Below are 25,077 nucleotides of genomic sequence, written 5' to 3' on the forward strand. Positions count from 1 at the left end.
CTTTAATTTAATTAATTGCTTGTATTTTCTCCGCAAAATCTTTCCAGCCTGCCGCTTTTTTGTATTGTTCTACCGAACCCTTAGGTACATAAATAGTAGGTATCACACTTTTATCGTTAGTGCCAAAAATACTATTTATATGCAAGGCAGGTGGATTTACCGCTTTAATAGTAAGCTTTTTCAGCACTATGCATTGCCAAAAAGCATCTGATTCTATTCTGGCAAGCGTCTCAGGTAAAGTAATCTCTTTTAGCTTCCACATCCCCACAAAAGTGCCGTGTCCTATTTCAGTAAGCCCCGTTCCCTCAAAGGTAAGCGAGGCAGCATTGCAATCTCTCAGCGCAAAATCACCTAATTTCTTTACTTTGTTAAAAGTAACCTCTTTTAAATCCCTACAAACTGAAAAAGCATTGATACCTAACACACTCATATTGGGGAATGTTATCTTTTTCAGATGAGTGTGGTAGAAGGCTTTTTCGCCAAAATCAACGGTAGCTTTCGTGTTAAAGACAACCTCACCGCTGAGATTTGCATCCTCAAAAGCACTTTTTTCTATCTCCTTCAAGTTATTCGGAAATGTAATCGATTGGAGGTTCTGATGTTCTTTAAAAGCCTCTTTCCCGATAGTGTTCACATTTCTGAGCTTCTCATCAGCCTGCATATCAAGCACCGTAGTGTTCGCATTTTTCCATTTGATAAGCGTGCGCCCATCAGCGCTGAGCTCATAATCAGCAGTGGAGTTACCGTTGCTGTCATCATCACTCTTCCGACAGCCCACCAAAGCAACCACCGCCAAAGCCAATAATAAAACTTTTCTCATTGTATAATTATTTTTTATCGTATTTATCAATTTTTGTAAGCTACTAATTTTCTCATTTTCAAATTTACTAATCCACTAATTTCTCATCTGCTCGTCGCACTATAACCTCACATTACCTTCACTTTTTCCGTCTCCACCTTCCCTCTTTTTTGTCGCGAGCTTTTAGCTCGTGCTCTCCCTTGCTAATTTTCTAATTTGTTAATTCTCTAATCACCCCTTCTCCTTTCCGTCATACTCCCCCTAGTGCCTATGGCCTAAGGCCTATCACCTATTCCTCTTTCTTTCGCCTCGAAACCCTGTTTTTACCGTTTTTTGCATTGTTGTATTATACTATGAATCAATCATTTATATACCCTTTCTATACCAATCGTCCAAGATTCGTATAAGCTTCCTATAAGCTCTCTATAAGCTAAGACCACCCTCCTTACACCCTTTTTTCACCAAAATTTCTCTCAGCTCTCTTCCGTTCTTTTCCGATATCTTTCGAAAGCTCCTAGCAGTCCCAGCATATCACTTTTTCATCTCAAACTTTGGCAAAGTTGATTGTCGGTAGGTATTATTAACATTTACTTCATTTACTAATCTGTTAATTTCCTCATTTTCTCATTCTCTCATTTCTCCCCCGCCTGTGCGGCTCACACCGCCCGTCGTGCTACGACTGCCTGTGCGGCTCGCACCTAATTATTTTGGTATTAACTGAATCTTATCAACTAAATTTTTCCAATTGTTATCCCCTTTGTATATATCCAATAAATCCTTAGGTTTTCTGGGGATATAAAAAGTAGGAAACTTAGTTTTAGCTATTCCAGAAAAAGGCTCTCCCTCTAAATACGGCGGGTAAAGCGCAAGAATAGTAACACTCTCTAACGAAGTACAGTTCGCAAACGATTTATCTCCTATCGTCTTTAAGTTCATAGTTACCGAAAGGATTGCCTTTTTTAAAAGTTTACAGTTAGCAAAAGCCTCTTTCCCTATATGAGTAACTCCCGCATCTGTTAAATCTACTAATTCAAGAGTTCCACAAGACGAAAAAGCCCCATCGCCTATAATACCCGTTCTTTTAAAAGTAACTTCTTTTAAGTTTCTACATTCAGCAAAAATCCGGTTAGATAACGCTTTAGTATTGGGGAGCACCACTTTTCTAATATTCGAACGATAAAAAACCCTCTCGCCAAAAACAACGTCTGAATAAGAATTGAAGTTTACGCCATCACTGAGGTTCGTTCCTGAAAAGGCTTCAGAACCTATTTCTTTTAAATTGTCCGAAAAAGTAATCGCTCTTAAACTTTTAAGATCTTTAAAAGCATTTTCGGCAATAGTGTTTACTTTCCGCAAATTGCTATCCCCTTGCATATCAATAGAAATAGTACTACTATTAGTCCATTTTATTAAGGTAAGACCATCGGCACTGAGAGTGTAGTCATTAGGCGATACGTTTATCTCGTTACCGTTGTCATCTTTCTTACGACAACTCACCAAAGCAATAGCCACGAAGGCCAAAAAGAAGATTTTTCTCATTGTAAAATCATTTTTATGATGTTAAAGACGCCACAAAGGTACTAAATAAAGAACAATTAACAACGAAATATTCACAAAAAAAATACCGACTATCTTTATAGCCGGTATCTGTATGTTTTTTCTTTTTAAAAATCAAATAAATCTAAGCTATTAGGATTTCTTCGATTGTCCCAAAAAGAAAGAATACGAATAATATTGTTTTCTACTCTGTAAAAAATAGAGTAATTATAAAATACTAAAACAGAACGGACATCTTCATATCCTTGTTCTATAGGCCAGATGTATGGATTATCAATAAGAGATTTAACTACTTTTTGTGCCTCTGTATTCAGTTTTACTGAATAAGTATTACTTTTGTTCCGTTTTTCCAATAAACAAGAATTTCTTTCAGCTCCTCCTTTGCTTTAGGAGTCCAAACTACGACCATAATATCGCATTCATTTCTTGTTCTACATCTTCTTGAGGAATATGTAACCCTGCCTTATCTTCCTCCAAACCTTTTTGTATACTATACTTTTTCGCTTCTTTTTGTTGTTTAAGAAGGAGGTCGTCTTCAGTTAAGATATTATCTATAAGCTCTGCGTCCATAGTTTTTTATGTTTTTACGTTGCAAAAATACTAAATAAAAACCAATTAACAATGAATAAAGGACAATTTTAATCACTAATCATTAACCATTAATCACTGCCTCTCTACTGATGCACTTGCACTTGTGGGAATGGTATCTCTATACCAGCTTCGTCGAAGCGGTTTTTGATAGTCTCTAAAGTACGGAATATACACCCTGCGTGCTCGGAAGTCAAGCACCAATAGCGCAGTGAAAGGTTCACCGAACTATCAGCCAATTCCTCTACATATACCACAGGCTCAGGGTCAGGCAAGGCTTTGGGCTCTTCTTTGGCAATTTGCAAGAGCACTTCGCGAGCTTTTTGAATATCCGAACTGTAACCTATGCCTACTAATACGTACACCCTGCGCTTCTCTTCCCTACTGTAATTGATAATGCTATTGCTAAAAAGTTGGGTATTGGGGATAATCGCCTGCTCGTTGTTGGCTTTGTTAAGAGTTGTAGCAAAGAGTCCAATGTTTTTTACTGTCCCCTTTTCGCCATTACCTTCAATGGTATCGCCTACGCGGAAAGGTTTAAAGATAAGAATCATTATCCCGCTCGCAAAGTTGGATAGCGACCCCTGTAAGGCTAACCCCACTGCTACAAAACCACTGGTAATAATCGCGATAAACTGAGTCGCAGGCAAACCTATTACTTGCACGATAGTAAGGAACAGAGCAATATAGAGTATCCACCGTACTACTTGCAAGAGGAATCCCTGCAAAGCCACGTCTACTCCACGGCGTACCATCAAGCCTTTAAGGAGTTTTGCAATAAACCGAATAATGTATCGCCCTATAAAATAAAGCGCAATTGCCCACAATAGTGTAGGCGCAAATTTAATAAGTCCGGTAATCCACTCTTTAATGAGCCCTTCAAAATCCGCAGTCGAAAAATCATTCATTTTTGTTTGTTTTATTTTTTAGTTTCTAAATCTCACCAGCCCCTCTCGTCTCTCTGTCCTCTCTCGTCTGACCAGTCTTCATTTGCTAAATCCTAAATATGCCAATTACTCACCTCCACATATCCAACTGTGAGCTCTCGAAGGCTTTGGTTCGCATCTTTCTTTTTTAGCTATTGATGCGCAAAAATACAAACTAATTTCCAATCGCCAAAATTCCCTACAACTCTCTTTTGATGTTTTTCGTTTCTCTCCGATAATTCAGGAACTCTTCAAGCTTCTCCGAAAACTCCGACTCAACTCTCTCCCCATTTCACAAGGCGTAGCCTTAATTTTGTTTGATTTTTGTTTAATTTCTGAGGCGCAGCCTCATTCCTCTAATTCAAGCTCGCACCTCATTTGCTAATTAGAAAGTTCGTATTTTCGAGTTATATTTTTTAATGATTTGCAAGAGATGAGACAACGCCTCGCGCGACATTGTAATCCTTGTGACTTTAGGCGATTTGATTTTTACATATAAACCATTTTTGCCATAACCCCAATCTATATCTGTGATTTTAGCAGGGTCAATTTCACGAATTGTATAGAAAATAAAGAAGTACAGTTGCTTGTTACACAACACAAACGGCGGATTGTAGCGAGTGAGAACAAATAGACTATCTTTTACTTTTAACAGCAAGTCGAAATCACTATCGCTCATTTGTTCTACCAGCATACGCAGAGCTTTTTCGTTGCGCTTGAATACATAAGAAAGGAGGTAATACACCAAAAAGGGAATAAGTAAAGAAAGGAGGGTTTCCCCTATTATTTCATCAAGAAACAACAAGTGTAGCACCTCTACACCTTCTTGTATCATCAGCACAAGATAAAGAAACAAAGGTGCTATAAAAATCACAATAATAATACCGGTAACCCACAAGCGGAACTTACGCACTCCTTTCAAATAAGCCTCCCGCTTTTGCGACAGCTGGTGCTGAGGACGATAAAGTGCCAAGCGCTCTTCAAATTCGTTTTTGTGCACTATTATAAAGTACATACTAACACCGAGAATGAGGAGAATCAAGAGAAAAATAAAAAACGGGAAGAGAAAAAGTGTATCCATAATTTTGGCTGAAAACTCAAAAGAAAAAAGTCGTTAATCACTAATTGACTAACGACTTTTTTCTACATTACAATATTGATAATCCTATTAGGCACTACAATTACCTTTTTAGGAGTGTTGCCTTGTAGCTGTTCTGCGGTTTGAGGATCGGAGAGGATAGCTTGCTCTATCTCTGCCACACTCATACTGGTAGCATAAGCGCGTTTGAAGCGTACTTTGCCGTTGAACGATACAGGATACTCCTTGCTATCCTCTTGCAAATACTTATCCTCGTGTACGGGATAAGGTGCATAAGTTACACTTTCGGTATTTCCGAGCCTTTTCCAGAGCTCTTCGGCGATATGCGGAGCAAAGGGAGCTACCAGTACCGCAAGAGGCACTAAAACGTCTCTATGATGGCATTTTAACGTTGATAACTCATTCACGCATATCATAAACTGACTCACCGAGGTATTGAAGGAGAAATTCTCGATATCTTCATTTACCTTTTTGATGGTTTTATGCAGTGCTTTGAGCATTTCAGACGTAGGGGCTTCATCGGTTACTTGCCAGCCGTTATCATTGAAATACAAACGCCATAGCTTGCGCAAGAAGTTATATACCCCCGAAATACCTGCTGTGTTCCAAGGTTTGGCTTGTTCCAAAGGACCTAAGAACATTTCGTAGAGGCGCAAAGTATCCGCACCATATTGCTCGCAAATATCATCAGGGTTTACTACGTTGTATTTAGATTTCGACATCTTTTCTACTTCACGTCCTGTGATATACTTGCCATCTTCTTCTAAAATAAATTCTGCATTAGCAAACTCTTTACGCCACGTCTTGAATTTCTCGATGTCTAACTCATCCGAAGTATCTTTTAATAAAGAAACATCAACGTGAATAGGTTGTACCGATTGCCCTTTTACTTGATTTTTAGATACAAAAGTATTGGTACCTTCTAATCGATACGCAAAGGCACTCATTCCCAATATCATCCCTTGATTGATGAGTTTCTTAAATGGTTCTTCAGTAGGGGCAAAACCACGGTCTTTGAGGAATTTGTTCCAGAAACGTGAGTACAAGAGGTGCCCTGTGGCGTGTTCACTACCCCCTACATATAGGTCTACGTTTTGCCAATAGTCTACTACGGATTTGGTAGGGAAGGTTCCACGTGCGTCTTTTTCCATCATATACTCTAACCAATACCATGAAGATCCCGCCCAACCTGGCATTGTATTCAATTCTAATGGGAATACAGTTTGATTATCAATCAACTCGTTGCTCACTACTTTGTGGTTTGCGGTATCCCACGCCCAAGCAGTGGCATTGCCCAACGGCGGGTTGCCCTCTTCGGTAGGGAGGTATTTCTCTACTTCGGGTAGGAGAATAGGGAGGTGCTCCTCGCCTATCATCTGTGGCAAGCCGTTTTCATAGTATACTGGGAAAGGTTCGCCCCAATAACGCTGACGTGAGAAGACAGCATCACGGAGACGATAATTCACTTTGGCTTTGCCTGCTCCTCTGGCTTCTAAGGCTGCTAACACTTTGGCAACGGCTTCGCCAAAGTTAGTACAACCATTGAGGAAATCCGAATTTTGGTAAGTCATTCCCTCTTTATCGGTAAAGGCGTTTTCTGAAATATCTTTATCGAAAATGTTAATCACATTGGGCATTCCTTTGGCACCCTTGAAGTGTTTGGCAAAGGCATAATCGCGGTCGTCGCCAGCAGGCACTGCCATTACAGCACCCGTGCCATAGCTTGCTAATACATAATCGCCTATCCAAATAGGGATTTGCTTGCCGGTGAGTGGGTGCACGGCATACGCTCCTGTAAATGCCCCTGATACGGTTTTGGTATCGGCCATACGGTCGCGCTCTGAACGTTTGGCAGTAGCAGCGATGTAGGCTTCTACCCCAGCGCGTTGTTCCTCAGTAGTAATTTGCAATACTAAGGGGTGCTCGGGAGCAAGAGTAAGGTAAGTAACGCCGAAGAGGGTGTCGGGACGAGTGGTGAAGATCCTCACCCCCTGCCCCTCTCCCAAGGAGAGGGGAGAAGCCGTAAAAGAGACTTCTGTGTTATCTTCCTTATGATTATTGGTTTCTTTTTGATTGATATTAATACTATTGCTTTTAGTTACTACAGTTTTCTCTCCTTGAACTAGAGGAAAAACAACTTCGGCTCCTACTGATTTTCCTATCCAGTTGCGTTGGCTTTCTTTGATGCTTTCACTCCAATCGATGGTGTCTAAGCCTTGCAAAAGGCGTTCGGCATAGGCGGTGATGCGCATACTCCATTGGGTCATCTTCTTGCGAATCACAGGGTGACCCCCGCGTTCGGATACGCCATTGACAATTTCATCGTTGGCGAGTACAGTTCCTAAGGCAGGGCACCAGTTTACTTCGGTTTCTGCCAAGTAGGTAAGTCGGTATTTTAGTAAATGACGTTGTTTGCTTTCAGCTGTCATTGCGTGCCATTGGGCAGCAGTGAAGGTTGGGGTATCGTCGTCACAGGCAGCATTTACCTTGCTATTGCCTTCTGTTTCAAAGAGAGCGATAAGCGTTTCGATAGGCTCTGCCTTGTCGGTTGCGTTGTTATACCACGAGTTGAACAACTGTATGAATATCCACTGGGTATGACGATAGTAATCGGGGTCGGAGGTCTTTACTTCGCGACTCCAATCGAATGAAAAGCCCATTTTATCTAATTGTTCGCGGTAACGGGCAATATTCTGTGCCGTAGTGAGGGCTGGATGTTGCCCTGTTTGGATAGCGTATTGCTCGGCTGGCAGACCGAAACTATCATAACCCTGAGGGTGCAATACGTTAAAGCCTTTATGACGCTTATAGCGCGCTACAATATCGCTGGCGATATACCCCAGCGGATGCCCTACGTGTAAGCCCGCTCCTGAGGGGTAAGGAAACATATCGAGCACATAGTACTTAGGTTTAGTGCTGTTATTTTGGGCTTTGAAAGTTTGGTGTTTAGCCCAATATTCTTGCCAAAAGGCTTCTATTTCTTTGTGATTGTAAACCATTCGTCGTTAATTTGTCGATTCGTCAATTAGCAACTTTGCCAATTATGGTGCAAAGGTATGAAGTAATTAGCAAATGAGCAAATTTGGTATGAGCTACAAGCTCTATTTATAGTAGGCACGAGCTACAAGCTCGCGCCAGCGGGGCTTTTTTGTTTTAATTAAACAATTCGGAATGTGTTCCTACTCTATTTAGAGTGATTAGTTTTTCTTCTTCATATTGTTTCCAAATCAAGAGTAGGTCAGGTTCTATATGGCATTCCATACAACCTTTATAATTTCCTGTCAGCAAATGAGGATATCTATCAAAAGGAATTCCTTCACTTCCTTTTTTCATTAAGATTTGTACTATCTTCTCTATTTTGTCAAACTTCTTCGGTTGTTTTTTGTATTTCTTCAATTCTTTTTTATAAATGGATGTAGGAATAATGGTGTACAAAAACTCTTGGCTTTCATCATCTTCATTCATCATCTTCGGATAATATGTCGTTAAACATTTCTTTAGCGTTCGTATAGCCTTTCACAAGTCCTTTTTTGTATTTTTCTACTAATATATCGCCTTCTTCAATAGCTTCAATAGTTTTTTTATTAGGTACATACTCTTCAGTAGGTTCGGATATGTGCACGGGTTTTACTATTACATTGTATTTCTTGAAGAGAGATTCAAAAATAGGCATATCAACTTCAGGAATGCTTACATTGTAATTCATCATTTTGTAATTTGTAGTTCTCATATTTCTTCTATTTTTGTGCAAAGGTATGAAGTAATTAGCAAATGAGCAAATTTAGGGATTGGCAAATGCTGAGAAGTAAGAAAATAGAAATCTTTGCCAAGATTATAAAACCTTGACAAAGATGAAGAAAGTTTATGTTTTTCGATTAACTTATGTTTCTAAAAACGTGGGAGTTTTTCAGGGATAATGTGTGCTGTGTCGTACCCTGCAAAGTGTTTTAGGTAGTTTTGCAACGTAGTACCATTGCCATCGGCAAAGGCATAGCGTCCTTTTTTCTTCAAATATTTTTTTACTGATTGCGCTCCGACTAAGTGAGCTGCGGCTAATATGCCTGATTCGGTAATTTCTATACCGTTAATTTTAGTGCCTACGTATTGCTTGATTTCATTGCGCAAATACCATTTGTTGCGCTGAAGACTAAGGGTAAAAAGTCGTTCTTGTTGTTCGGGGGAATTGAGGAATTGCTGAGCGTCTTTTACTCCGTAGAACTGCAAAGCTGATTTTCCAAATTGATATTTTCCCATATAGCCAAACCTATTCACTATAAAATAATTGCCTCGTGACTCGCGGTAGGCTAAGGCTTCTTTAAAGCCTATAAAACTTTTTCCTACTTGTGGTGGATTTAAGGAAAACAGATTGGGTTCGCTTGTTATTTCTTTTGGCATAGCGGTAACCAAACGAGGTATATCTACTACAAAGCTGGGCGGTACTACGGTAGTTCTCTCTTCATCACTTTTTACAGTAAAACCCAACATAAAAAATACTGCCATCATTATGGCACAATAATACCTCTTTTTTGCATTTTTCATAAAAATTGTTTTCTTTAAGACTTACATCTGTTCTTCATAAGAAGTACACCTGCTTAAAATTATTTCGGGGGCAAAATTACAAAAAAAATGCCAAATGCAACTATTTTGGGTTATAATTTTATCGATAGTGCTATAAGAGTTCTCGATAACTACCTTCTAAACATTAGTAATTACAAGGGTCATAGCACGACGGGCGGGTGGAAAATTAGCAGATTAGCAAATGAGAGAATTAGAAAATGGGGTAAATGCCAATAATACCAGCAAGGGAAATGGACGGGTCGGACAGGTCAGAGGAGAGGTTGAGGGATTCGGAAGAAAACGGAAAAGAACGGAAGAGAGCTGAGAGAGGTTTTGGTGAAAAAAGGGTGTAAGATGGGTGGGGTTAGCTTATAGAGAGCTTATAGGAAGCTTATACGAATCTTGGACGATTGGTATAGAAAGGGTATGTAAAAAATTGATTCATAATATAATACAACAGGGGTAAAAATGTTAAAAACGAGGTTTCGAGGCGAAAGAAAGAGGAAGAGGCACTAGGCCTTAGGCAATAGGCACTAGGGGGGAGTATGATGGAAAAGAGAAGGGATAATTAGGGAATTGGCAAATTAGAAAATTAGTAAATGGGGACGTGTGAGGTCTTAGGTCATAGGCAATAAGGGAAAAGTGTAATAGAAACCTCCCTCTTTACACATACCCAGCTGTCGCTGGCTACCTTCAAAAGGGGGAATGTGGCGACGGAAAGAAGAAGCTATCGGGGGAGGGTCGGAGAGACTCAAAAGGGGAGAACCAAAGACAAAGAGGGCTATATTAACTTTGCCAAAGGTCATAGTACGACAAGCAATTAGAAACTTTGGCAAAGTGTAGCGATGAGAGTGACAAAGTGTAGTGAAGCAAAGGTGGAGGTAAGATGGGGGAAGTTTATAAGATAGAAAGGCTTTTATTTTGTCCACGAGTAAAGGCGCATATCTCCTGCTTCTAAGGTGTATGTTTTAGAGGTTGTCCAATCGACGGGGAGCAAGCGGGCTTCTTTGCTTACTTCTTGTACTTCGGCAGTGGCTTTTATTTCTAAGGGCAACGTTTTGAGAGGACTGTGGTTTACAATCATCAAATAGTAGCGTGACCCGTTCTGCAAAAGCGAAACAGTTGCTCCTATATCACCTGTTTTGAGGACTTCAAAGTTTTTGGGCAAAACCAATCTTTTTGTGCCTGCGGGAATGCTTTTGCCGGTATGCCATACGTTGAGCATCTTTGCTCCCACGAACACGCCGGAAAGTTTCTGTACTTCGGCATTGGCTTGCGCTAATCGGTAATAGGTAGCATTTTTAGAGCCGTCGGGCGCAATAGGCGCTTTGTAAGTTAGGTTGTCAGGAGGGGTGGTGTAGGTGAAAAACTGCATCAGTTGCGAACCATAGGCTAAGTTGGTGTACAGTTGCAAGCGGAGGTCGGCAAGAGTAGGTTCTGGGTATCCACCTTCACCGAGAGGGTGGGACGATGATAGCACGAGCGTCCATAGAGGAATGCGTAATTCTTTGGCTTTTGCCGAGAAAACTTCTAAGTTTTTATACCACAATCCGTTTACGGTTCTCTCTTTTGCTCCTTTGTTGAGTACGATAGGGTAGAAGGTAGAAGAGAGCATTTGCAGAGGGAGGGTGCGGGTGGCTTTTTCAAGATAAGCATTAAAGGAGGCGCCTAATTGCTTTTCGGAAGTGTCTATTGAGAGGAAATTCACATAGCAGATACCTTTTTTGTCGATTTGCTGAAAGCGTTTCATCTTCGCAGCTATCTTATCTAAATCTTTCATTGAGGGTTCATCTGCCATAAACCAGCCCGCCACAGCAGGGTGGTCTTTTAGGGCTTTGATGGTTGCTTCGGTATCGGTAGAGAGTTCTGAGCAACTTACAATACTCTTCATTTGTAGGTTTTGCATCTTATTCAAAGCCTCTTTCACTTGGGAAAGGGGGGAATAATAGGTGTACATATTGTAATTTAAGCCCGCTTGTTTCATCTCTTGATAAGCTTCAGTAGAGGATTGAGGGGAAAGTCCTATCCACGCCATCATTGGGAAGGGGGTGTTGCTGGAGATAAGAGTGCCGTTATCTTCGCTGTTATTGTCTTTTTGGCAACTTGTGAAAAGGCATAAAGCGCTTAAACCGATGTAAAGAAATCTTTTCATTTGGGTAATATTTATGGTCTTGATAGTGCAAAAATACAAAATAAATTGTAAAAAAGGTGACGATATGAAGGAAAATGATTACTTTTGTCGCAATAGAAGTCGTAGCACGACAAGCAGTATGAGTCGCACAGGTGAAAAATTAGCAAATTTGTAAATAAGCAAATGAGGAAGTGTGAACCATATATGTAGTTTGAGCCACACAGGCATCCGTAGCACGGAAGGTAGAATAAAAACGATTTGAGAACAAAAAACTCACGAGTAAAAATTTAAAACTAAATAATAGAACAATGAAAAGAACGATTTTAATGCTCCTTATTGCCTTTGGAGCACTCTCTTGTAGTAAAGAGGATATTAAGAAATTAGAGGGAAAGGTAGATGTTACCGTCTACGTAAAAGACAACAACGGTACGCCCTTAAAGAATTGGGAGGTATATGCTTACGATGAATGGGCGTGGGAACACAAAAGTGACTCGCACCCTACTTTTCACGCGAAGCAGTCGGCGACTGATGATGAGGGGATAGCCTCGTTTGTACTGAGTATAGATGTGATTGATGAGCAGGAAGTGTATCAGTTTGTGGTGTATTACACTGAGGACAACGCAGGGAAGAAGAATCTTTCGGGCACTGAAATTACTAAGAACAGTTTGAAAACAGTGAAAACGGTTACCCTTAAAGCGAAAGAAAAATCAACGATTACAATTACGTTGTAGTAGTTATCGGACAGATTTCCTCCTTGAAACTTAAAAACGCTAAAACATTATGGATAAGAACAGTGTTTTACAGTACAAAAATCTGTTTGACGGCATTACTCATTATATAGAAAGTGAAGATGCCAAAGAGAAAATAGAAGTGTGGTTTGCCCGTGAGTTGCAAACCATATTGGGCTATGCCCGATGGGAGAACTTTTCGGTAGCGATACACCGAGCAGTTGCTTCGTGTAAGTCGCAACAAATCAATGTAGATGACCATTTTCGTGAGGTCACGAAAATGGTCGAATTAGGCAGTGGTTCTAAGCGTGAAATAATGGATTTTATGCTTACTCGTTACGCCTGCTATCTCATTGCACAGAATGGCGATCCTAAAAAAGAAGAAGTGGCTTTTGCTCAGAGTTATTTTGCGGTACAGACACGTAAGGCAGAGCTCATCGAAGAACGCCTTAACTTGCTTTCTCGTTTAGAAACGCGCGATAAACTCAGAAGTGCCGAAAAGCAACTCTCACAGAATATTTATGAGCGTGGCGTTGATGATAAAGGCTTTTCGCGTATCCGCTCCAAAGGAGATACCGCTCTTTTTGGTGGACATACTACTGATGATATGAAGCTACGGTTAGGGGTAAAAACCAACCGACCTTTAGCAGATTTCTTGCCAACGCTTACCATTGCTGCTAAAAACCTCGCTACCGAAATGACTAATTACAATGTGGAAAGTAATGATTTGCACGGCGAATCTGCCATCACACACGAGCACATACAAAATAACCAAACCGTCCGACAAATGTTAGGACAACGTGGTATCAAGCCAGAAGAATTACCTCCCGCCGAAGATATTAAGAAATTAGAGCGCAAAGTAGCTTGTGATGAGAAAGCAATTGCCGAAAACTCTCAAAAATTACCTAAAAACTAAAATAATAATAACTTACCTGTTACCTATGCTAAGATTCACCGCTCTTACTACCGCACAAAACCGCAAACCGGTGGCAGTACCCGAAAATGGCAAACGCTCCGAACTGTTTGCCCAAAATGTATTCAACGAAGAGGCTATGCGCCAACTGATGACCCGCGATGCCTTTGCCGCTGTAATGAACGCCATTCACAATGGCACTAAAATAGACCGCCGTGTAGCCGACCAAGTGGCTACCGCTATGCGCGATTGGGCAATCTCCAAAGGCGCTACCCACTATACTCACTGGTTCCAACCTCTTACAGGGGGTACTGCTGAAAAACACGACGCTTTCTTTGAGCCCGTTACCCGCGACCGCGCTATCGAACGCTTCGGGGGTGGACAGCTCGTACAACAAGAGTCCGATGCTTCCAGCTTCCCCAATGGCGGTATCCGCAATACTTTTGAGGCGCGTGGCTATACCGCTTGGGATCCTTCTTCACCGCCTTTTGTGTATGGTACCGTGCTTTGTATCCCTACTATCTTCATCGCCTATACCGGCGAGGCGTTAGACAATAAAACGCCTTTGCTCAAAGCCCTTAGCGCTCTCGATCAAGCTGCTACCGAGGTAGCCCGCTATTTCGACAAGAATGTGAGCAAAGTCACCACTACCTTAGGCTGTGAACAAGAGTACTTCCTCATCGATAAAGCCCTTGCTAATACCCGTCCCGATTTGATGATTACCGGCAGAACGCTTTTAGGACATCAAGCGGCGAAAGGACAACAGTTAGACGACCACTATTTAGGGGCAATTCCCAGCCGTGTGTTGGCTTTTATGCGCGATTTGGAACAAGAGTGCCTATTGCTTGGTATCCCTGTGAAAACGCGCCATAATGAGGTCGCACCTAACCAGTTTGAGTTGGCGCCTATTTTTGAAGAAGCCAACCTTGCTGTCGATCAAAACTCTTTGCTAATGGACGTGATGCGCAAAGTAGCCGAGCGCCACGACTTTGTAATCCTCTTCCACGAAAAACCTTTTGCAGGAGTAAATGGCTCTGGTAAGCATAACAACTGGTCGCTGGTTACCGATACGGGCGTAAACCTCTTAGCACCTAGTAAAACGCCTATCAAGAACCTGCAATTTCTCACTTTCTTCATCTGCACTATCAAGGCAGTATGTGAATACGAGCCTTTGTTAAGAGCCTCAGTAGCATCGGCGACTAACGATTACCGATTAGGTGCCAACGAAGCACCGCCTGCCATTGTATCGGTATTTATAGGCGAACAACTCACCCAAGTGTTGGACGCCTTAGAAGTATCATCCGATAACCTATCTCCTGAGGAAAAAACCGACCTTAAACTGAACGTGGTAGGCAAAATACCCGACCTCTTCCTCGACACTACCGACCGCAATCGCACCTCGCCTTTCGCCTTTACGGGCAACAAGTTCGAGTTCCGTGCAGTGGGCTCTAAAGCCAACTGTGGCAAGCCTACAATGGTACTGAGCACCATTGTAGCTCAACAACTCACCGACTTCAAGAAAGCCGTTGATGCGCTTATAGAAGGAGGCAAGAAGAAAGAAGATGCTATCTTTAAAGTATTGCGCCGCTACATTAAGGAAAGTAAGAAAATACGCTTTGAAGGCGATGGTTATAGTAAAGAATGGGAGGAAGAGGCTGCCCGCCGTGGTTTAAGCAATCATAAAACAACACCAGAAGCCCTCAAAGAAAACATCAGTGAGAAGGCTGTGGCTTTGTTTGAAAGTACAGGGGTACTGAGCAAAGTAGAGCTTTTAGCGCGTTATGAAATTGGCTTAGAAGAATACGTGAAAACCGTACAGATAGAATCACGTGTATTAGGCGATATTGCCCGCAATCACGTAGTACCAACAGCCGTGCGCTACCAAAATACGCTTATTGAGAACGTAAAAGGCTTAAAAGAAATATTCGGCGATAGCTATCAAGAAGTAGCTGCCGAGCAATTGGAGCTCATACGCCATATTTCCGAGCATATCAAGGTGATCCACAGTCAGGTAGAGGCAATGGTAGAGGCGCGCAAGCACGCCAATCACTTACCCGATTTTGAAGCCAAAGCCGATGCTTATTGCACGCAAGTAAAACCTTTCTTTGAGGTAATACGCTACCATTGCGATAAACTCGAACTTATGGTAGACGACGAGCTTTGGACACTGACGAAATACCGCGAACTGTTTTTTAATTAAGTGCGAGCCGCACAGGCAGTGTGAGCCACACAGGCTGTTGAATTAGCAAATTTGGAGAGTTGAGGGGTTCGGAAGGAAACGGAGAAGTTCGGAAGAAGTAATTCGGGTAAAAGGTAAAAAATGAGCTGTAAGAAGGGTGAGATTAGCTTATAGAGAGCTTATAGGAAGCTTATACGAATCTTGGAAGATTGGTATAGAAAGGGTATACAAATGGTTGACTCATAGTATAATACAGCGATGCAAAAAATGGTAAAAACGGGGTTTCGAGGCGAAAGAAAGAGAAAAGGCAAAAGGCCATAGGCCATAGGCACTAGGGGGGAGTATGACGGAAAAGGGAATTAGCAAATTAGAAAATTTGGGAATTAGCAAATTTGTTGGAGGAGTTTAGTGGGAGTGTGGTGACGGAAAAGTAGTGTGAGTTACACAGGCTGGTGAAAGGTTGTAGTACAACTCGTGATTTATTACCATTAACTTTGCCAAAGTTTGAGACTTTGGCAAAGTGTTATGACACATAGACGATAGGGGATAACCTCCCCCTTTACACATACCCAGCTGTCGCTGGCTACCTCCAAAGGGGGAATGTGGTCACGGGAAAAGTGAAGGTAATGTAGGGTCGTGGTACGACGAGCAAGTAGAACCTTTGATAAAGTGTAAAACGAAAATTCGCAAACCAATTTTGATAAGCTATAATAAAAAAACACTTTGTCAAAAAGTATCGTAGCAGTACGTGCGGTTAGAGACTTTGACAAAGTGTAGTATGACGCTAACTATGAGTGTTACAACTCCATAATTACTCTGTTGAGAGCTCCGATGGTCTTATCTAAATCTTCGTAAGTAAGGGCGTCGTTGAGGAAATAACTTTCAAAAGCACTTGGAGGTAAGTAGATACCTTCGCGTAGCATTCCGTGAAAATACTTGCGGAAACGTGCTGTATTGCTCTTAGCTGAGCTGGCGAAATCGGTTACGGGTTCTTCGGCGAAGAAGAGGGTAAACATCGAACCAAAGCTATTGATTTGGTAAGGGAACCCTGCGCGTTTCAGTACGTTGTCGAAGCCTTCGTGCAAGTAAGCTGTCTTTTTGGCTAAACTGTCGAACACCTCAGGTTGTTCATTCAGTGCTGTGAGCATTGCCAATCCAGCACTCATCGCCAAAGGATTTCCGCTAAGAGTCCCCGCTTGATACACGGGACCTTCGGGAGCTAAATAGCTCATCACCTCTTTGCTACCAGCAAAAGCCCCTACTGGGAGTCCGCCACCAATCACTTTTCCGAAGGTAACGATATCGGCTTTGATACCAAAGACCTCTTGCGCTCCGCCTTTTGCCAAACGGAAGCCGGTCATCACTTCATCGAATATCAAAAGCGCCCCGTTTTCGGTACAGAGTTCTCTCAATCCTTCCAAGAAACCTTCGGCAGGAGGCACACAGCCCATATTTCCTGCTACGGGTTCGATAATTACGCAAGCAATTTGCTGAGGATTGGCTTCAAAGAGGTTTTTTACGGAGGCTAAATCGTTATAGTTTGCTAAAAGCGTATCTTTAGCTGTACCTTGAGTCACGCCAGGACTATTGGGACTACCAAAAGTTGCGCCACCACTACCAGCCTCAATGAGGAAAGCATCGGAATGTCCGTGGTAACAACCGGCAAACTTGATAATCTTCTCACGACCGGTATAGCCACGAGCCAAGCGAACGGCACTCATACAAGCCTCAGTTCCGCTATTCACAAAGCGAATCTTATCGATATGAGGCACCATTGAGACCGCTAATTCGGCGATTTGGACTTCGACTTCGGTAGGAATACCGAAAGAAGTACCTTTCTTGGCGCGCTCGGTTACTGCCTCAATTACCGGAGGGTAGGCGTGTCCTAAGATGAGCGGTCCCCAAGAGGCGATATAATCGATGTACTTGCGGTTGTCCTCATCGGTGAGGTAAGTGCCTTGGGCTTCTTTGATGAAAATAGGGTGTCCCCCCACGGCATTGAAAGCGCGTACGGGAGAATTGACTCCGCCAGGGAGTACTTGTTGTGCGGCTGCGAATAGTTCGCTACTTCTTTTGTAAAGCATATCTATTTAGGTAAGAGGTAAGAGATAAGAGGCAATAGATAACACTTTTACTTCTTATCTCTTACTTAAGTTGAATGTCAAATTGAGTAAGGTCACGGAATTGTTGCAAACGGGCGTGTCGCTCGTCTTGGGTAAGGGTAAGCAGGCGCTCAGCTCCAAATTTCTCGATGCAAAACGAGGCGATGTTCGAGCCGTGAACAATAGCATTTTTTAGATTGCTGAACGAATAGTCTCGGGTTTTGGTGAGATAGCCTACGAGTCCGCCAGCAAAAGCATCACCGGCACCTGTGGGGTCGAATACTTCGGCTAAGGGGAGTGCTGGCGCAAAGAACACTTTGTCGTCGTGGAATAATAGCGCCCCGTGTTCGCCTTTTTTAATCACTACGAATTTCACACCCATTGCCATAATGCGCTGGGCGGCTTTCACGAGCGAATACTCTTTGGTAAGTTGGCGTGCTTCTTCATCGTTGATTGTAATCATATCTACGCGGGCGATTACCTCCATTAGCAAGTCCCAAGTGTGGTTCATCCAGTAGTTCATTGTGTCCATCACCACTAATTTGGGGCGTGATAGCATCTGGTCGAGTACGTCCATTTGCAGAGTAGGGTGGAGGTTGCCGAGTAAGAGCACTTCGGCATTGCGGAAGGCTTCGGGTACTACGGGCTTGAAATTGGCAAGCACGTTCAGTTGGGTGTCGAGGGTATCGCGTTGGTTCATATCGTTACGATACTTGCCACTCCAAAAGAGCGTTTTTCCTCCGTGCACTATCTCAATGCCCGATACGTCGATATGGCGCTGGGAGAGGAGGTTTAAGTAGTCTTGTGGATAGTCGTCTCCTACGATAGAGACGACAGCTGAGGGGACTTCGAACTGAGCGGCAGCAAGGGCTATATAGTTAGCCGAGCCCCCCATAATAGCGTTGCTTTTTCCGAAAGGAGTTTCTATTTGGTCGAAAGCGATACTTCCGAGAATGAGTAGTTTATTCATTTAAAATAGGTAAAACCAGTAAACACTGGATCTGTGAGTAATAGATTTCGGGGGCAAAGGTAGTGAAAAAAGTGGATAGAGAGAAGGGAAAGGTGAAAAAAGTTTTATGAGAATAAGAAAGCTGAACAGAAGGGAAGTGTAGGATAAAAATCTATAAAAGGAGGTTGATAGAAGAATACTTTTAAAAGAAGCAAAGAGATGTTAAGTTTGTTTGGGAGGAATAAGGCAGAAGAGGAAGAAAGGAATGCAAATGGGTAAGCCCATTACACCTTCGGTAGCATTGAAGATGGAGAAGGCAATGAGTACGTAAATCCCTAAGAAATACTTGTTTTTGAGTCCGTAGTATATTACTAATACGTGGAAAAGTAATAGGAAAGAGAGTCCTAACAAACCTTGGTCAGAAAGAGCTGTGAGGAATTCGTTGTGAAGGCTATTGAGGTTGATGTTTAAACTGTGAATTAGCTGGGTTTCATAACCTGCACCTCCACCTATAAAGGGGTGTTCTTTAAAATGTACTAAGGCAGCTTCATTGATTTTAGCACGTCCTTCATCATTAAAAAACGTAGTTTTAGTAATAATTTCCTTAGTAATCAAGCTTCCTATAATAAAAACTATTACTGTGAAAAGGGCAATCAGTTTAGGTTTTTTGACCCGTTTCATCAGTGATACCCAAACGAATAAAGACATCAGTATAAAGATACCTAAAATAGTTACACGAGCTTGTACAGCAAAAGAAAAGATTAATAGTGTTGCAAAATATAATAATAGTTGGTAAGTAGGTATTATTTTTTTTTCTCCTTCTTGCCAAAGCCAGTATCCTGCTACACCAACAACCATACAAATCCAAGCCATCTTACTTGGGTGACTTGTTTTTGTCCAAAGAATAATATTGTAATACTTTGCTAAATACCCTTCACCCATATAGCCTAAGTAACCTTTGTTAAAAGATAAAAAAGCAAAAAAATACTGATTTAAACTTTTTAGCAAAAAAATATAGGAGATAAATTCTAAAATAAGTAGTCCTAAAAAAATAGAAAATACTGTATAAATAAATAATTTTAGGTCAGCTTTTTCTACTTTATAAAAACAGCTCACTATAGGTAAAAAAATAAATAAGCAATAATAGTCAATATGGTCAAACCCTTCTTTAATATTATTAGACCATAAAACACTTAAAAGTTTTATTGTACTAAAAATAAAAATAATAATCATTATAATATGAGGTTTGTAAAAAGTCCTCTTATAGATACCATAAAACAAGCAAAGTAAAAGTAAAACAATACTAAGACCTAGAGGGGTTTTATGATTATAAAAATATATAGCTACGATCAGAGAAGCAAAAATAGATATAAAAGCGTTAAAAAAACTAATACCTTTCAATAAAGAATCTCTTTTTTGATAGATATCTACAAAAGAAAGTCCTAATACTATTGCACTCCCAACATAGAAAAACAATAGAATATCAGTAGAATTATAAGGATTAATTGCAATAGGAGCAAAAAATAAAATTACTGAAGTAAATAAACAAAATAATTGAGAGAATAATAAGGTGTGTTTCATAACGATATTTATTTAGGAAGAATAATAGGGGTATAAGGCTCAAGGTTCAAAATGTAATGTATCCAATTATCAAAACAGTACTTCCCCTTAATTTCTTGGGGGATATCTTCATAGGGAAGAAGTAGGAAATCTTTGAGATTATCTGTATTGCCATTTTCTATAACATAAATATTATTAGAGTTATAGAAATCGTATTTTTTAATTTCTACATTATTGGTTATTAGTTTTTTGCCATAATTTAATGCTTCAAAAACACGAAAAGATAATCCTTTGTTCTTTCCTCCTAAAATATCTATTAAAAGAGTTGCTTTTTTGGTATTAGCTAAACTTTCACTATAACTTATAGGGTGTTCAATAAAATTGATTCCTTGTGATTGATAAGAATCTACTCCTTTTATTCTGTCAGTATTAAAAAAATATATATTTTGTTGATAGTTAAGTTTCCGAGTTATTTTAAGGATAGAAGAAACTAAGGCAACCCTATCCATTTTATTAGGATATAAACTTCCTAAAAAGTAAACACTTGGGGTAAGAGTCTCATTAGGAAGAGCATCGTCTTGAAAATAAAAATTAGTAGCAGGAAATATTCCTTTTTGTAAATCGACATCATAAGGGTCAAAAGTATAAAAAGTATCGAATAAAGAAATATAACGTTTGCCTTCTGGGAAGATACGAAAATTATCCCACTGATAGGCTATAAACTTGTTAGCTTTATTCTTAATAGCTTTTAGAATACTTTTAGGATATAAATCTGATCGAAAAACAAGAGCATAATCTGCTTTCTTTTCTATAAGATTGAAAGTCGTCCAAAAGTCTTTGTCTCTTTGAAAAGGAATACTCTTCTTGTAATCATGTTTGTTAAAAAACGTTTTTAACAAAAAATTTATAATTCTTTTGAAAGGTGTATAAGCAAAATTAGAATTCAAAGAGAGGTATATAACATCAAACCCTAATTTTGTTAGATGATCATATATTTCCTTGTCAATCCCAAAAGCTTTAGGGGCACATAATATGATACTTTTTTTATTTTCCATTCTTTTCTTCTTCTCGTTTTAAAGCTTTAAAGTTCTCATATACTGATAAGGCTGAAACCTTACTGAGCAAAAAGCCTTCTTTACCATCTAAGACACCTAACTTGAGTATATACGTCTTAAAAAAAGCAAAACACATTTTAGTATACATCTTTAAAGCACTGTAATGTTTTCCCTTAGCGTACATTTCTTCTCCGCGTAATTTGCCGTACAACACCGCTTTTTGTCTGTACGAATCATAATTGCTTACCGAGTAATGTAACAGCTTGTTTTTAAGTACCCCTATACTACCTTCCACGGCAAGCGTCTCGTGTACCTTGCGCTCAGGCACGTAATGGCATTTTGACTTGCGGAATAACCGAAAATTCTTATCTCCTTGTGTACCCGAATAATATATAGGCTTCCCCGCAAAGAAAAATAATCTCCGAAAATAATAAGCGTCTTTCTTGTTTGTGCAGCTCAAGGTCTGTATAATCTCAGCTCTAAGCTTAGGAGTAATGCGCTCATCACCATCCAAAAAAAGCACCCAATCATTGGTTGCCTCTGCTAACGCCAAATTGCGCTGCTTCGCAAAATCTTCAAACTTATGCTGTATCACCTTTACTTTCGGGAAAGACTCAGCAATGCGTACAGTAGCATCCTTACTATACGAATCCACTACTATGATTTCGTCGCAGAAGTCAAAACACGACAACACATCGGCTATGTTTTTTTCCTCATTATAAGTGATAATCAGTCCGCTTACTTTTTCAGATATAGGTGACATTTTATTATTTTTTTGCAAAGATAGTATTTTTTCTGTATTTTTGCATTTCAAATAAAAATATTATGCCCAACATCGGTTTTGTTCACGGTCGATTCCCTTATGGAGGGGGTGAGAAAATCACCTCTAATATAGCACCATATCTCACAACCTTAGGATATAAAGTGTTTGTGTTTTCTTCTCGCATCGCTCACCAAGAGCTTACCGATAAAGATAAACAATATATCACTTTTGTCGATATAGGCAAAACCCGCCTGTTTTCTCGCCCTAATGTGTCTTTAGCCGATAAAGTAAACGAATTAGGTATTGATGTTTTAGCTTTCATAGGCAAGAGTTTTAGCGCTTCTGGCGAAGGTATCTTTAAGAGAACTCAATGCAAATGTATCTTTGCTCATTATGGAGCTACCTTTTGGCAGTCCGAAAATGAATTGGAAAATCTCAAGCAAAAAGCGAAGAAAAGTCTATTACACTTTCTCTATTTCTGGGGATTCAAGATACCTTCTTACCACCTGTATAGAAAAATTAGAATCGAAAAATATCGCGTTATCTACAGACATTACAACGCCTTTACCGTGCTCTGCGAAGCTTATAAAGATGAACTCACCCAAGCTCTACAACTCACCGATAATCACAAACTAAAAGCGATTTCTACCCCTATTCCTTCAGTGTCTACTCCCTACTCTTTGCAAAAAGAGAACGTTTTGCTATACGTAGGTCGTATGTCCTATAAAGATAAACGTGTAGACCGATTAGTCTCTATATGGGAAATGATATATGAGCAATTTCCTGATTGGCAATTCTTTCTTGTTGGCGACGGCAAAGAGCTCCCTAAACTACGCGCTATGGTAGAAGAATGTTCTCTACCTCGCATTACTTTCGTCGGTAAAACCGATGACATCTATCCTTATTACAATAAGGCTGCTATCTTCTGCCTCTCTTCTCAAATGGAAGGACAAGGAACTGTCCTAATGGAAGCCCAACAAGCAGGTGTCGTTCCTATCGCTTTCGACTGTTCTGCTGGGGTAAGAGGTATCCTTGCTCCTAATGGCGTAAATGGTATACTTGTAAAACCTTTCGATATGAACGATTATGCTCACCAACTTTCCGAATTGATGCATAACGCTTCTTTGAGAAACAAAATCCAACAAAATATCATCCCTAAATCAAATGACTATAGTATAGAAACAATCGTAAAACAATGGGACGAATTGTTTAAAACCATATTGTAATTACCTATGAAATCTTTCCGCACTGCCGAATACAAAATCCTTGCCTACCGACTAGCTTTAGTCTACCTATTTTACTTTTTAGCTCGCATCGCCTTTTATAGTTTCAATCAGGCGCACCTCAGCGTAGACGGCATAGCCGACTTCTTCCACCTCGCTTTCTACGGCTTGCTATTCGATACTACCGCCATTATCTACGTGAACCTTCTGTTCATCTTCCTAAGTGTGCTCCCTCTGCTCATCAATACCAAGCCTATTTTCCAAAAAGTCCTCTTCTGGGTGTACTTCATTTGCAATATACCTGCTTTTCTGCTCGATTTTATCGATATTGCTTATTTTTCATATAATAAAACACGCCTTACGACTAACGATTGGGCTTTGGTAGAAAACGAACACAACCCACTGACGCTACTCGCAGGCTTCTTGGTGCAGTACTGGGCTATTTTTGCTGTCTTTTTAGTATCAGTAGTGCTATGGGTATTCCTCTACAAGAAACTTCGTCTGAAAGAAGAAAATGTAATGCATCGAAAACCTTACTTTATCACATCGGTAGTGGTGTTGGTGCTATTGGCTCCTACGCTTATTTTTGGTATACGTGGTTTCTCGTTCAAAAAAGGGGTGATTCCACTTACTGTGATGGACGCTAGCAAATATGCCCGCGATATCTCTCAAGTGAATGTACTGCTCAATACACCATTTACCATTCTGCGCACTATGGGCAAAAACAAAGGTTTTAAAGAGTTTAAATTTACTACCGAAGACTATATTACCCAAAATATCAAACCAATCAAACAATATCATCGCAGCATTACTAAACAGCCTAACATAGTAGTCATCATTCTCGAAGGAATGGGCGCTGAATACTTCGGAGTGATGAACCAAAATACTCATATCCCAAACTACCGCACACACACACCTTTCTTAGACTCTTTGGCACAACAAGGGTTCTATTTTACTAATATTTATGCCAATAGTGTTCATTCTATTGAAGGCATTTCAGCTGTAACGGCAGGTATGCCTACCTTCCAAACCGCTTGGGTAAGGTCGGGCTATGCTCAGCGCAAAGTGTCATCTTTGCCCGAAATCGCACGCTCTTTGGGTTACCAAACGCTCTTTGCGCACGGTGCTACCAATGGCTCTATGAATTTCGATGGCTATACCCACCAAATTGGATATGAAACTTACTTAGGGCGCACTGAATTCAACGATGAGCGCTACTATAATGGCAGTTGGGGTATAGACGATGAACCCTTCTTGCAGTACTTCGCAAAAAACATCAACCAAATGAAGCGTCCGTTTTTGGCAACGGTTTTTACTCTTTCCTCTCACGGTCCTTATAAAGTGCCCGAACCCCTCAACAAGCGTTTTAATACCGGCGATATGCCTATGCATAACGTAGTGGAATACGCCGATTATTCCATTGGAAAATTCTTTGATACCGTTAAAAAAGAAGATTGGTATATGAACACTATCTTTGCCATTATCCCTGACCATACTACTGAAGATTATTACGATTATTACAAACAGAAGATAGCACACCACCGTTTGCCTATTATTTTGTTTAGCCCTAATAAAGCACTTATCCCACAGGGGAGCTCAGATGTATTGGGGCAACAAATAGATATTTTTCCTACTCTCGTAGATTTGATGGGGTACCAAAAGCCTTTCCGCTCTTGGGGGCGTAGCTTGCTAGCAAACAAAGCCGATGAAACTCCTCGTGCTTTTGTTACCAATACGCAGTTCTACCAGCTCATTCAAGGTAATTTTATCTATGTATTAGACCTCCAAGGTGAAGTGGTTGGTGTATATGCTAAGGACGATTTAAACCTCACCCACAACCTCAAAGACCAAATCGCCCATAATGAAGAAATGAAAAAAGGCATCGCTGATTTGCGTGCCTTTATGCAAGATTTTATGAATAGAATCATTAATGATAAACTGCAATGAT

22 protein-coding genes are annotated in these 25,077 nt (G+C 40.6%); 5 read left to right on the forward strand and 17 right to left on the reverse strand.

Annotated elements, in window-relative coordinates; all coding sequences use genetic code 11:
• Positions 1 to 7: 7 nt before the first annotated feature.
• From HMPREF1320_RS07910 to HMPREF1320_RS07960, 12 genes are all read right to left on the reverse strand, one after another.
• A complete protein-coding gene (locus HMPREF1320_RS07910; RefSeq protein WP_009418183.1) occupies positions 8 to 820 on the reverse strand; it encodes a leucine-rich repeat domain-containing protein in 813 nt (270 codons plus the stop codon).
• 681 nt (positions 821 to 1,501) lie between these two features.
• On the reverse strand, positions 1,502 to 2,338 hold the full coding sequence (locus HMPREF1320_RS07915) for a leucine-rich repeat domain-containing protein (protein WP_009418218.1): 837 nt from the start codon (positions 2,336 to 2,338) through the stop codon (positions 1,502 to 1,504).
• A 125-nt stretch (positions 2,339 to 2,463) separates the two neighbouring features.
• The gene (locus tag HMPREF1320_RS11845; RefSeq protein ID WP_009418176.1) at positions 2,464 to 2,709 is read right to left on the reverse strand and encodes a type II toxin-antitoxin system RelE/ParE family toxin; all 246 of its coding nucleotides are present in this window, start codon (positions 2,707 to 2,709) and stop codon (positions 2,464 to 2,466) included.
• Between the two features lie 46 nt (positions 2,710 to 2,755).
• Positions 2,756 to 2,926 carry a hypothetical protein gene (locus HMPREF1320_RS07920; protein WP_009418193.1) on the reverse strand — a complete coding sequence of 57 codons (171 nt, stop codon included), beginning with the start codon at positions 2,924 to 2,926 and terminating at the stop codon, positions 2,756 to 2,758.
• A gap of 104 nt (positions 2,927 to 3,030) precedes the next feature.
• Positions 3,031 to 3,852, reverse strand: coding sequence for a mechanosensitive ion channel family protein (locus HMPREF1320_RS07925; RefSeq protein WP_002674535.1), 822 nt, complete (start codon positions 3,850 to 3,852; stop codon positions 3,031 to 3,033).
• Positions 3,853 to 4,255: 403 nt separating this feature from the next.
• Positions 4,256 to 4,951: a hypothetical protein gene (locus HMPREF1320_RS07930; RefSeq protein ID WP_009418153.1), complete on the reverse strand. Its 696-nt coding sequence runs from the start codon at positions 4,949 to 4,951 to the stop codon at positions 4,256 to 4,258.
• Positions 4,952 to 5,013: 62 nt separating this feature from the next.
• Positions 5,014 to 7,968: a leucine--tRNA ligase gene (gene leuS, locus HMPREF1320_RS07935; RefSeq protein ID WP_009418178.1), complete on the reverse strand. Its 2,955-nt coding sequence runs from the start codon at positions 7,966 to 7,968 to the stop codon at positions 5,014 to 5,016.
• A gap of 154 nt (positions 7,969 to 8,122) precedes the next feature.
• Entirely contained in the window at positions 8,123 to 8,434 is a 312-nt protein-coding gene (locus tag HMPREF1320_RS07940) for a type II toxin-antitoxin system YafQ family toxin (protein WP_009418174.1), read from the reverse strand.
• Complete coding sequence (locus HMPREF1320_RS07945; RefSeq protein WP_034554399.1) at positions 8,427 to 8,699, reverse strand: hypothetical protein; 273 nt, start codon at positions 8,697 to 8,699, stop codon at positions 8,427 to 8,429. Before HMPREF1320_RS07945 ends, HMPREF1320_RS07940 begins: the two co-directional genes overlap by 8 nt.
• 158 nt (positions 8,700 to 8,857) lie before the next feature.
• Positions 8,858 to 9,508: a hypothetical protein gene (locus HMPREF1320_RS07950; protein WP_009418165.1), complete on the reverse strand. Its 651-nt coding sequence runs from the start codon at positions 9,506 to 9,508 to the stop codon at positions 8,858 to 8,860.
• 635 nt (positions 9,509 to 10,143) lie between these two features.
• Positions 10,144 to 10,362: a hypothetical protein gene (locus HMPREF1320_RS07955; RefSeq protein WP_198006267.1), complete on the reverse strand. Its 219-nt coding sequence runs from the start codon at positions 10,360 to 10,362 to the stop codon at positions 10,144 to 10,146.
• A gap of 80 nt (positions 10,363 to 10,442) precedes the next feature.
• A complete protein-coding gene (locus HMPREF1320_RS07960) occupies positions 10,443 to 11,678 on the reverse strand; it encodes a hypothetical protein (protein WP_034554402.1) in 1,236 nt (411 codons plus the stop codon).
• 287 nt (positions 11,679 to 11,965) lie between these two features.
• Between HMPREF1320_RS07960 and HMPREF1320_RS07965 the strand changes: the two genes are divergently transcribed.
• The 3 genes from HMPREF1320_RS07965 to HMPREF1320_RS07975 are packed head-to-tail and all read left to right on the forward strand — an operon-like array spanning position 11,966 to position 15,498.
• The gene (locus HMPREF1320_RS07965) at positions 11,966 to 12,388 is read left to right on the forward strand and encodes a hypothetical protein (RefSeq protein WP_009418185.1); all 423 of its coding nucleotides are present in this window, start codon (positions 11,966 to 11,968) and stop codon (positions 12,386 to 12,388) included.
• Positions 12,389 to 12,437: 49 nt separating this feature from the next.
• Positions 12,438 to 13,301 (forward strand): DNA damage-inducible protein D, encoded by an 864-nt coding sequence (gene dinD / locus HMPREF1320_RS07970; RefSeq protein WP_009418181.1) that lies wholly within the window; start codon positions 12,438 to 12,440, stop codon positions 13,299 to 13,301.
• A gap of 25 nt (positions 13,302 to 13,326) precedes the next feature.
• Positions 13,327 to 15,498, forward strand: coding sequence for a glutamine synthetase III (locus HMPREF1320_RS07975; RefSeq protein WP_009418164.1), 2,172 nt, complete (start codon positions 13,327 to 13,329; stop codon positions 15,496 to 15,498).
• A 776-nt stretch (positions 15,499 to 16,274) separates the two neighbouring features.
• Here HMPREF1320_RS07975 and hemL read toward each other — a convergent pair.
• From hemL to HMPREF1320_RS08000, 5 genes are all read right to left on the reverse strand, one after another.
• The gene (gene hemL, locus HMPREF1320_RS07980) at positions 16,275 to 17,561 is read right to left on the reverse strand and encodes a glutamate-1-semialdehyde 2,1-aminomutase (RefSeq protein ID WP_009418191.1); all 1,287 of its coding nucleotides are present in this window, start codon (positions 17,559 to 17,561) and stop codon (positions 16,275 to 16,277) included.
• Between the two features lie 61 nt (positions 17,562 to 17,622).
• On the reverse strand, positions 17,623 to 18,549 hold the full coding sequence (locus HMPREF1320_RS07985) for a PfkB family carbohydrate kinase (RefSeq protein WP_009418198.1): 927 nt from the start codon (positions 18,547 to 18,549) through the stop codon (positions 17,623 to 17,625).
• Between the two features lie 201 nt (positions 18,550 to 18,750).
• Positions 18,751 to 20,109 (reverse strand): O-antigen ligase family protein, encoded by a 1,359-nt coding sequence (locus tag HMPREF1320_RS07990; RefSeq protein ID WP_009418170.1) that lies wholly within the window; start codon positions 20,107 to 20,109, stop codon positions 18,751 to 18,753.
• 8 nt (positions 20,110 to 20,117) lie between these two features.
• Complete coding sequence (locus HMPREF1320_RS07995; RefSeq protein ID WP_083835383.1) at positions 20,118 to 21,143, reverse strand: hypothetical protein; 1,026 nt, start codon at positions 21,141 to 21,143, stop codon at positions 20,118 to 20,120.
• Entirely contained in the window at positions 21,133 to 21,906 is a 774-nt protein-coding gene (locus HMPREF1320_RS08000) for a glycosyltransferase family 2 protein (RefSeq protein ID WP_009418155.1), read from the reverse strand. The genes HMPREF1320_RS07995 and HMPREF1320_RS08000 overlap by 11 nt, the downstream gene beginning before the upstream one ends.
• Positions 21,907 to 21,968: 62 nt before the next feature.
• On the opposite strand from HMPREF1320_RS08000, the gene HMPREF1320_RS08005 reads away from it, so the two are divergent.
• Together HMPREF1320_RS08005 and HMPREF1320_RS08010 are read left to right on the forward strand one after the other, a co-directional pair.
• Positions 21,969 to 23,132, forward strand: a complete 1,164-nt coding sequence (locus tag HMPREF1320_RS08005) for a glycosyltransferase (RefSeq protein WP_009418172.1) — start codon at positions 21,969 to 21,971, stop codon at positions 23,130 to 23,132.
• A gap of 6 nt (positions 23,133 to 23,138) precedes the next feature.
• The gene (locus HMPREF1320_RS08010) at positions 23,139 to 25,076 is read left to right on the forward strand and encodes an LTA synthase family protein (protein ID WP_009418180.1); all 1,938 of its coding nucleotides are present in this window, start codon (positions 23,139 to 23,141) and stop codon (positions 25,074 to 25,076) included.
• The last annotated feature ends 1 nt before the right edge of the window (position 25,077 follow it).

The sequence above is a fragment of the Capnocytophaga sp. oral taxon 335 str. F0486 genome, assembly GCF_000277665.1.
Lineage (GTDB): Bacteria > Bacteroidota > Bacteroidia > Flavobacteriales > Flavobacteriaceae > Capnocytophaga > Capnocytophaga ochracea.

Coding starts and splice junctions, on each gene's coding strand:
- HMPREF1320_RS07910 (WP_009418183.1), bottom strand. CDS start 820: ATGAGAAAAGTTTTATTATTGGCTTTGGCGGTGGTTGCTTTGGTGGGC.
- HMPREF1320_RS07915 (WP_009418218.1), bottom strand. CDS start 2,338: ATGAGAAAAATCTTCTTTTTGGCCTTCGTGGCTATTGCTTTGGTGAGT.
- HMPREF1320_RS07920 (WP_009418193.1), bottom strand. CDS start 2,926: ATGGACGCAGAGCTTATAGATAATATCTTAACTGAAGACGACCTCCTT.
- HMPREF1320_RS07925 (WP_002674535.1), bottom strand. CDS start 3,852: ATGAATGATTTTTCGACTGCGGATTTTGAAGGGCTCATTAAAGAGTGG.
- HMPREF1320_RS07930 (WP_009418153.1), bottom strand. CDS start 4,951: ATGGATACACTTTTTCTCTTCCCGTTTTTTATTTTTCTCTTGATTCTC.
- leuS (WP_009418178.1), bottom strand. CDS start 7,968: ATGGTTTACAATCACAAAGAAATAGAAGCCTTTTGGCAAGAATATTGG.
- HMPREF1320_RS07940 (WP_009418174.1), bottom strand. CDS start 8,434: ATGAATGAAGATGATGAAAGCCAAGAGTTTTTGTACACCATTATTCCT.
- HMPREF1320_RS07945 (WP_034554399.1), bottom strand. CDS start 8,699: ATGAGAACTACAAATTACAAAATGATGAATTACAATGTAAGCATTCCT.
- HMPREF1320_RS07950 (WP_009418165.1), bottom strand. CDS start 9,508: ATGAAAAATGCAAAAAAGAGGTATTATTGTGCCATAATGATGGCAGTA.
- HMPREF1320_RS07960 (WP_034554402.1), bottom strand. CDS start 11,678: ATGAAAAGATTTCTTTACATCGGTTTAAGCGCTTTATGCCTTTTCACA.
- HMPREF1320_RS07965 (WP_009418185.1), top strand. CDS start 11,966: ATGAAAAGAACGATTTTAATGCTCCTTATTGCCTTTGGAGCACTCTCT.
- dinD (WP_009418181.1), top strand. CDS start 12,438: ATGGATAAGAACAGTGTTTTACAGTACAAAAATCTGTTTGACGGCATT.
- HMPREF1320_RS07975 (WP_009418164.1), top strand. CDS start 13,327: ATGCTAAGATTCACCGCTCTTACTACCGCACAAAACCGCAAACCGGTG.
- hemL (WP_009418191.1), bottom strand. CDS start 17,561: ATGCTTTACAAAAGAAGTAGCGAACTATTCGCAGCCGCACAACAAGTA.
- HMPREF1320_RS07985 (WP_009418198.1), bottom strand. CDS start 18,549: ATGAATAAACTACTCATTCTCGGAAGTATCGCTTTCGACCAAATAGAA.
- HMPREF1320_RS07990 (WP_009418170.1), bottom strand. CDS start 20,109: ATGAAACACACCTTATTATTCTCTCAATTATTTTGTTTATTTACTTCA.
- HMPREF1320_RS07995 (WP_083835383.1), bottom strand. CDS start 21,143: ATGGAAAATAAAAAAAGTATCATATTATGTGCCCCTAAAGCTTTTGGG.
- HMPREF1320_RS08000 (WP_009418155.1), bottom strand. CDS start 21,906: ATGTCACCTATATCTGAAAAAGTAAGCGGACTGATTATCACTTATAAT.
- HMPREF1320_RS08005 (WP_009418172.1), top strand. CDS start 21,969: ATGCCCAACATCGGTTTTGTTCACGGTCGATTCCCTTATGGAGGGGGT.
- HMPREF1320_RS08010 (WP_009418180.1), top strand. CDS start 23,139: ATGAAATCTTTCCGCACTGCCGAATACAAAATCCTTGCCTACCGACTA.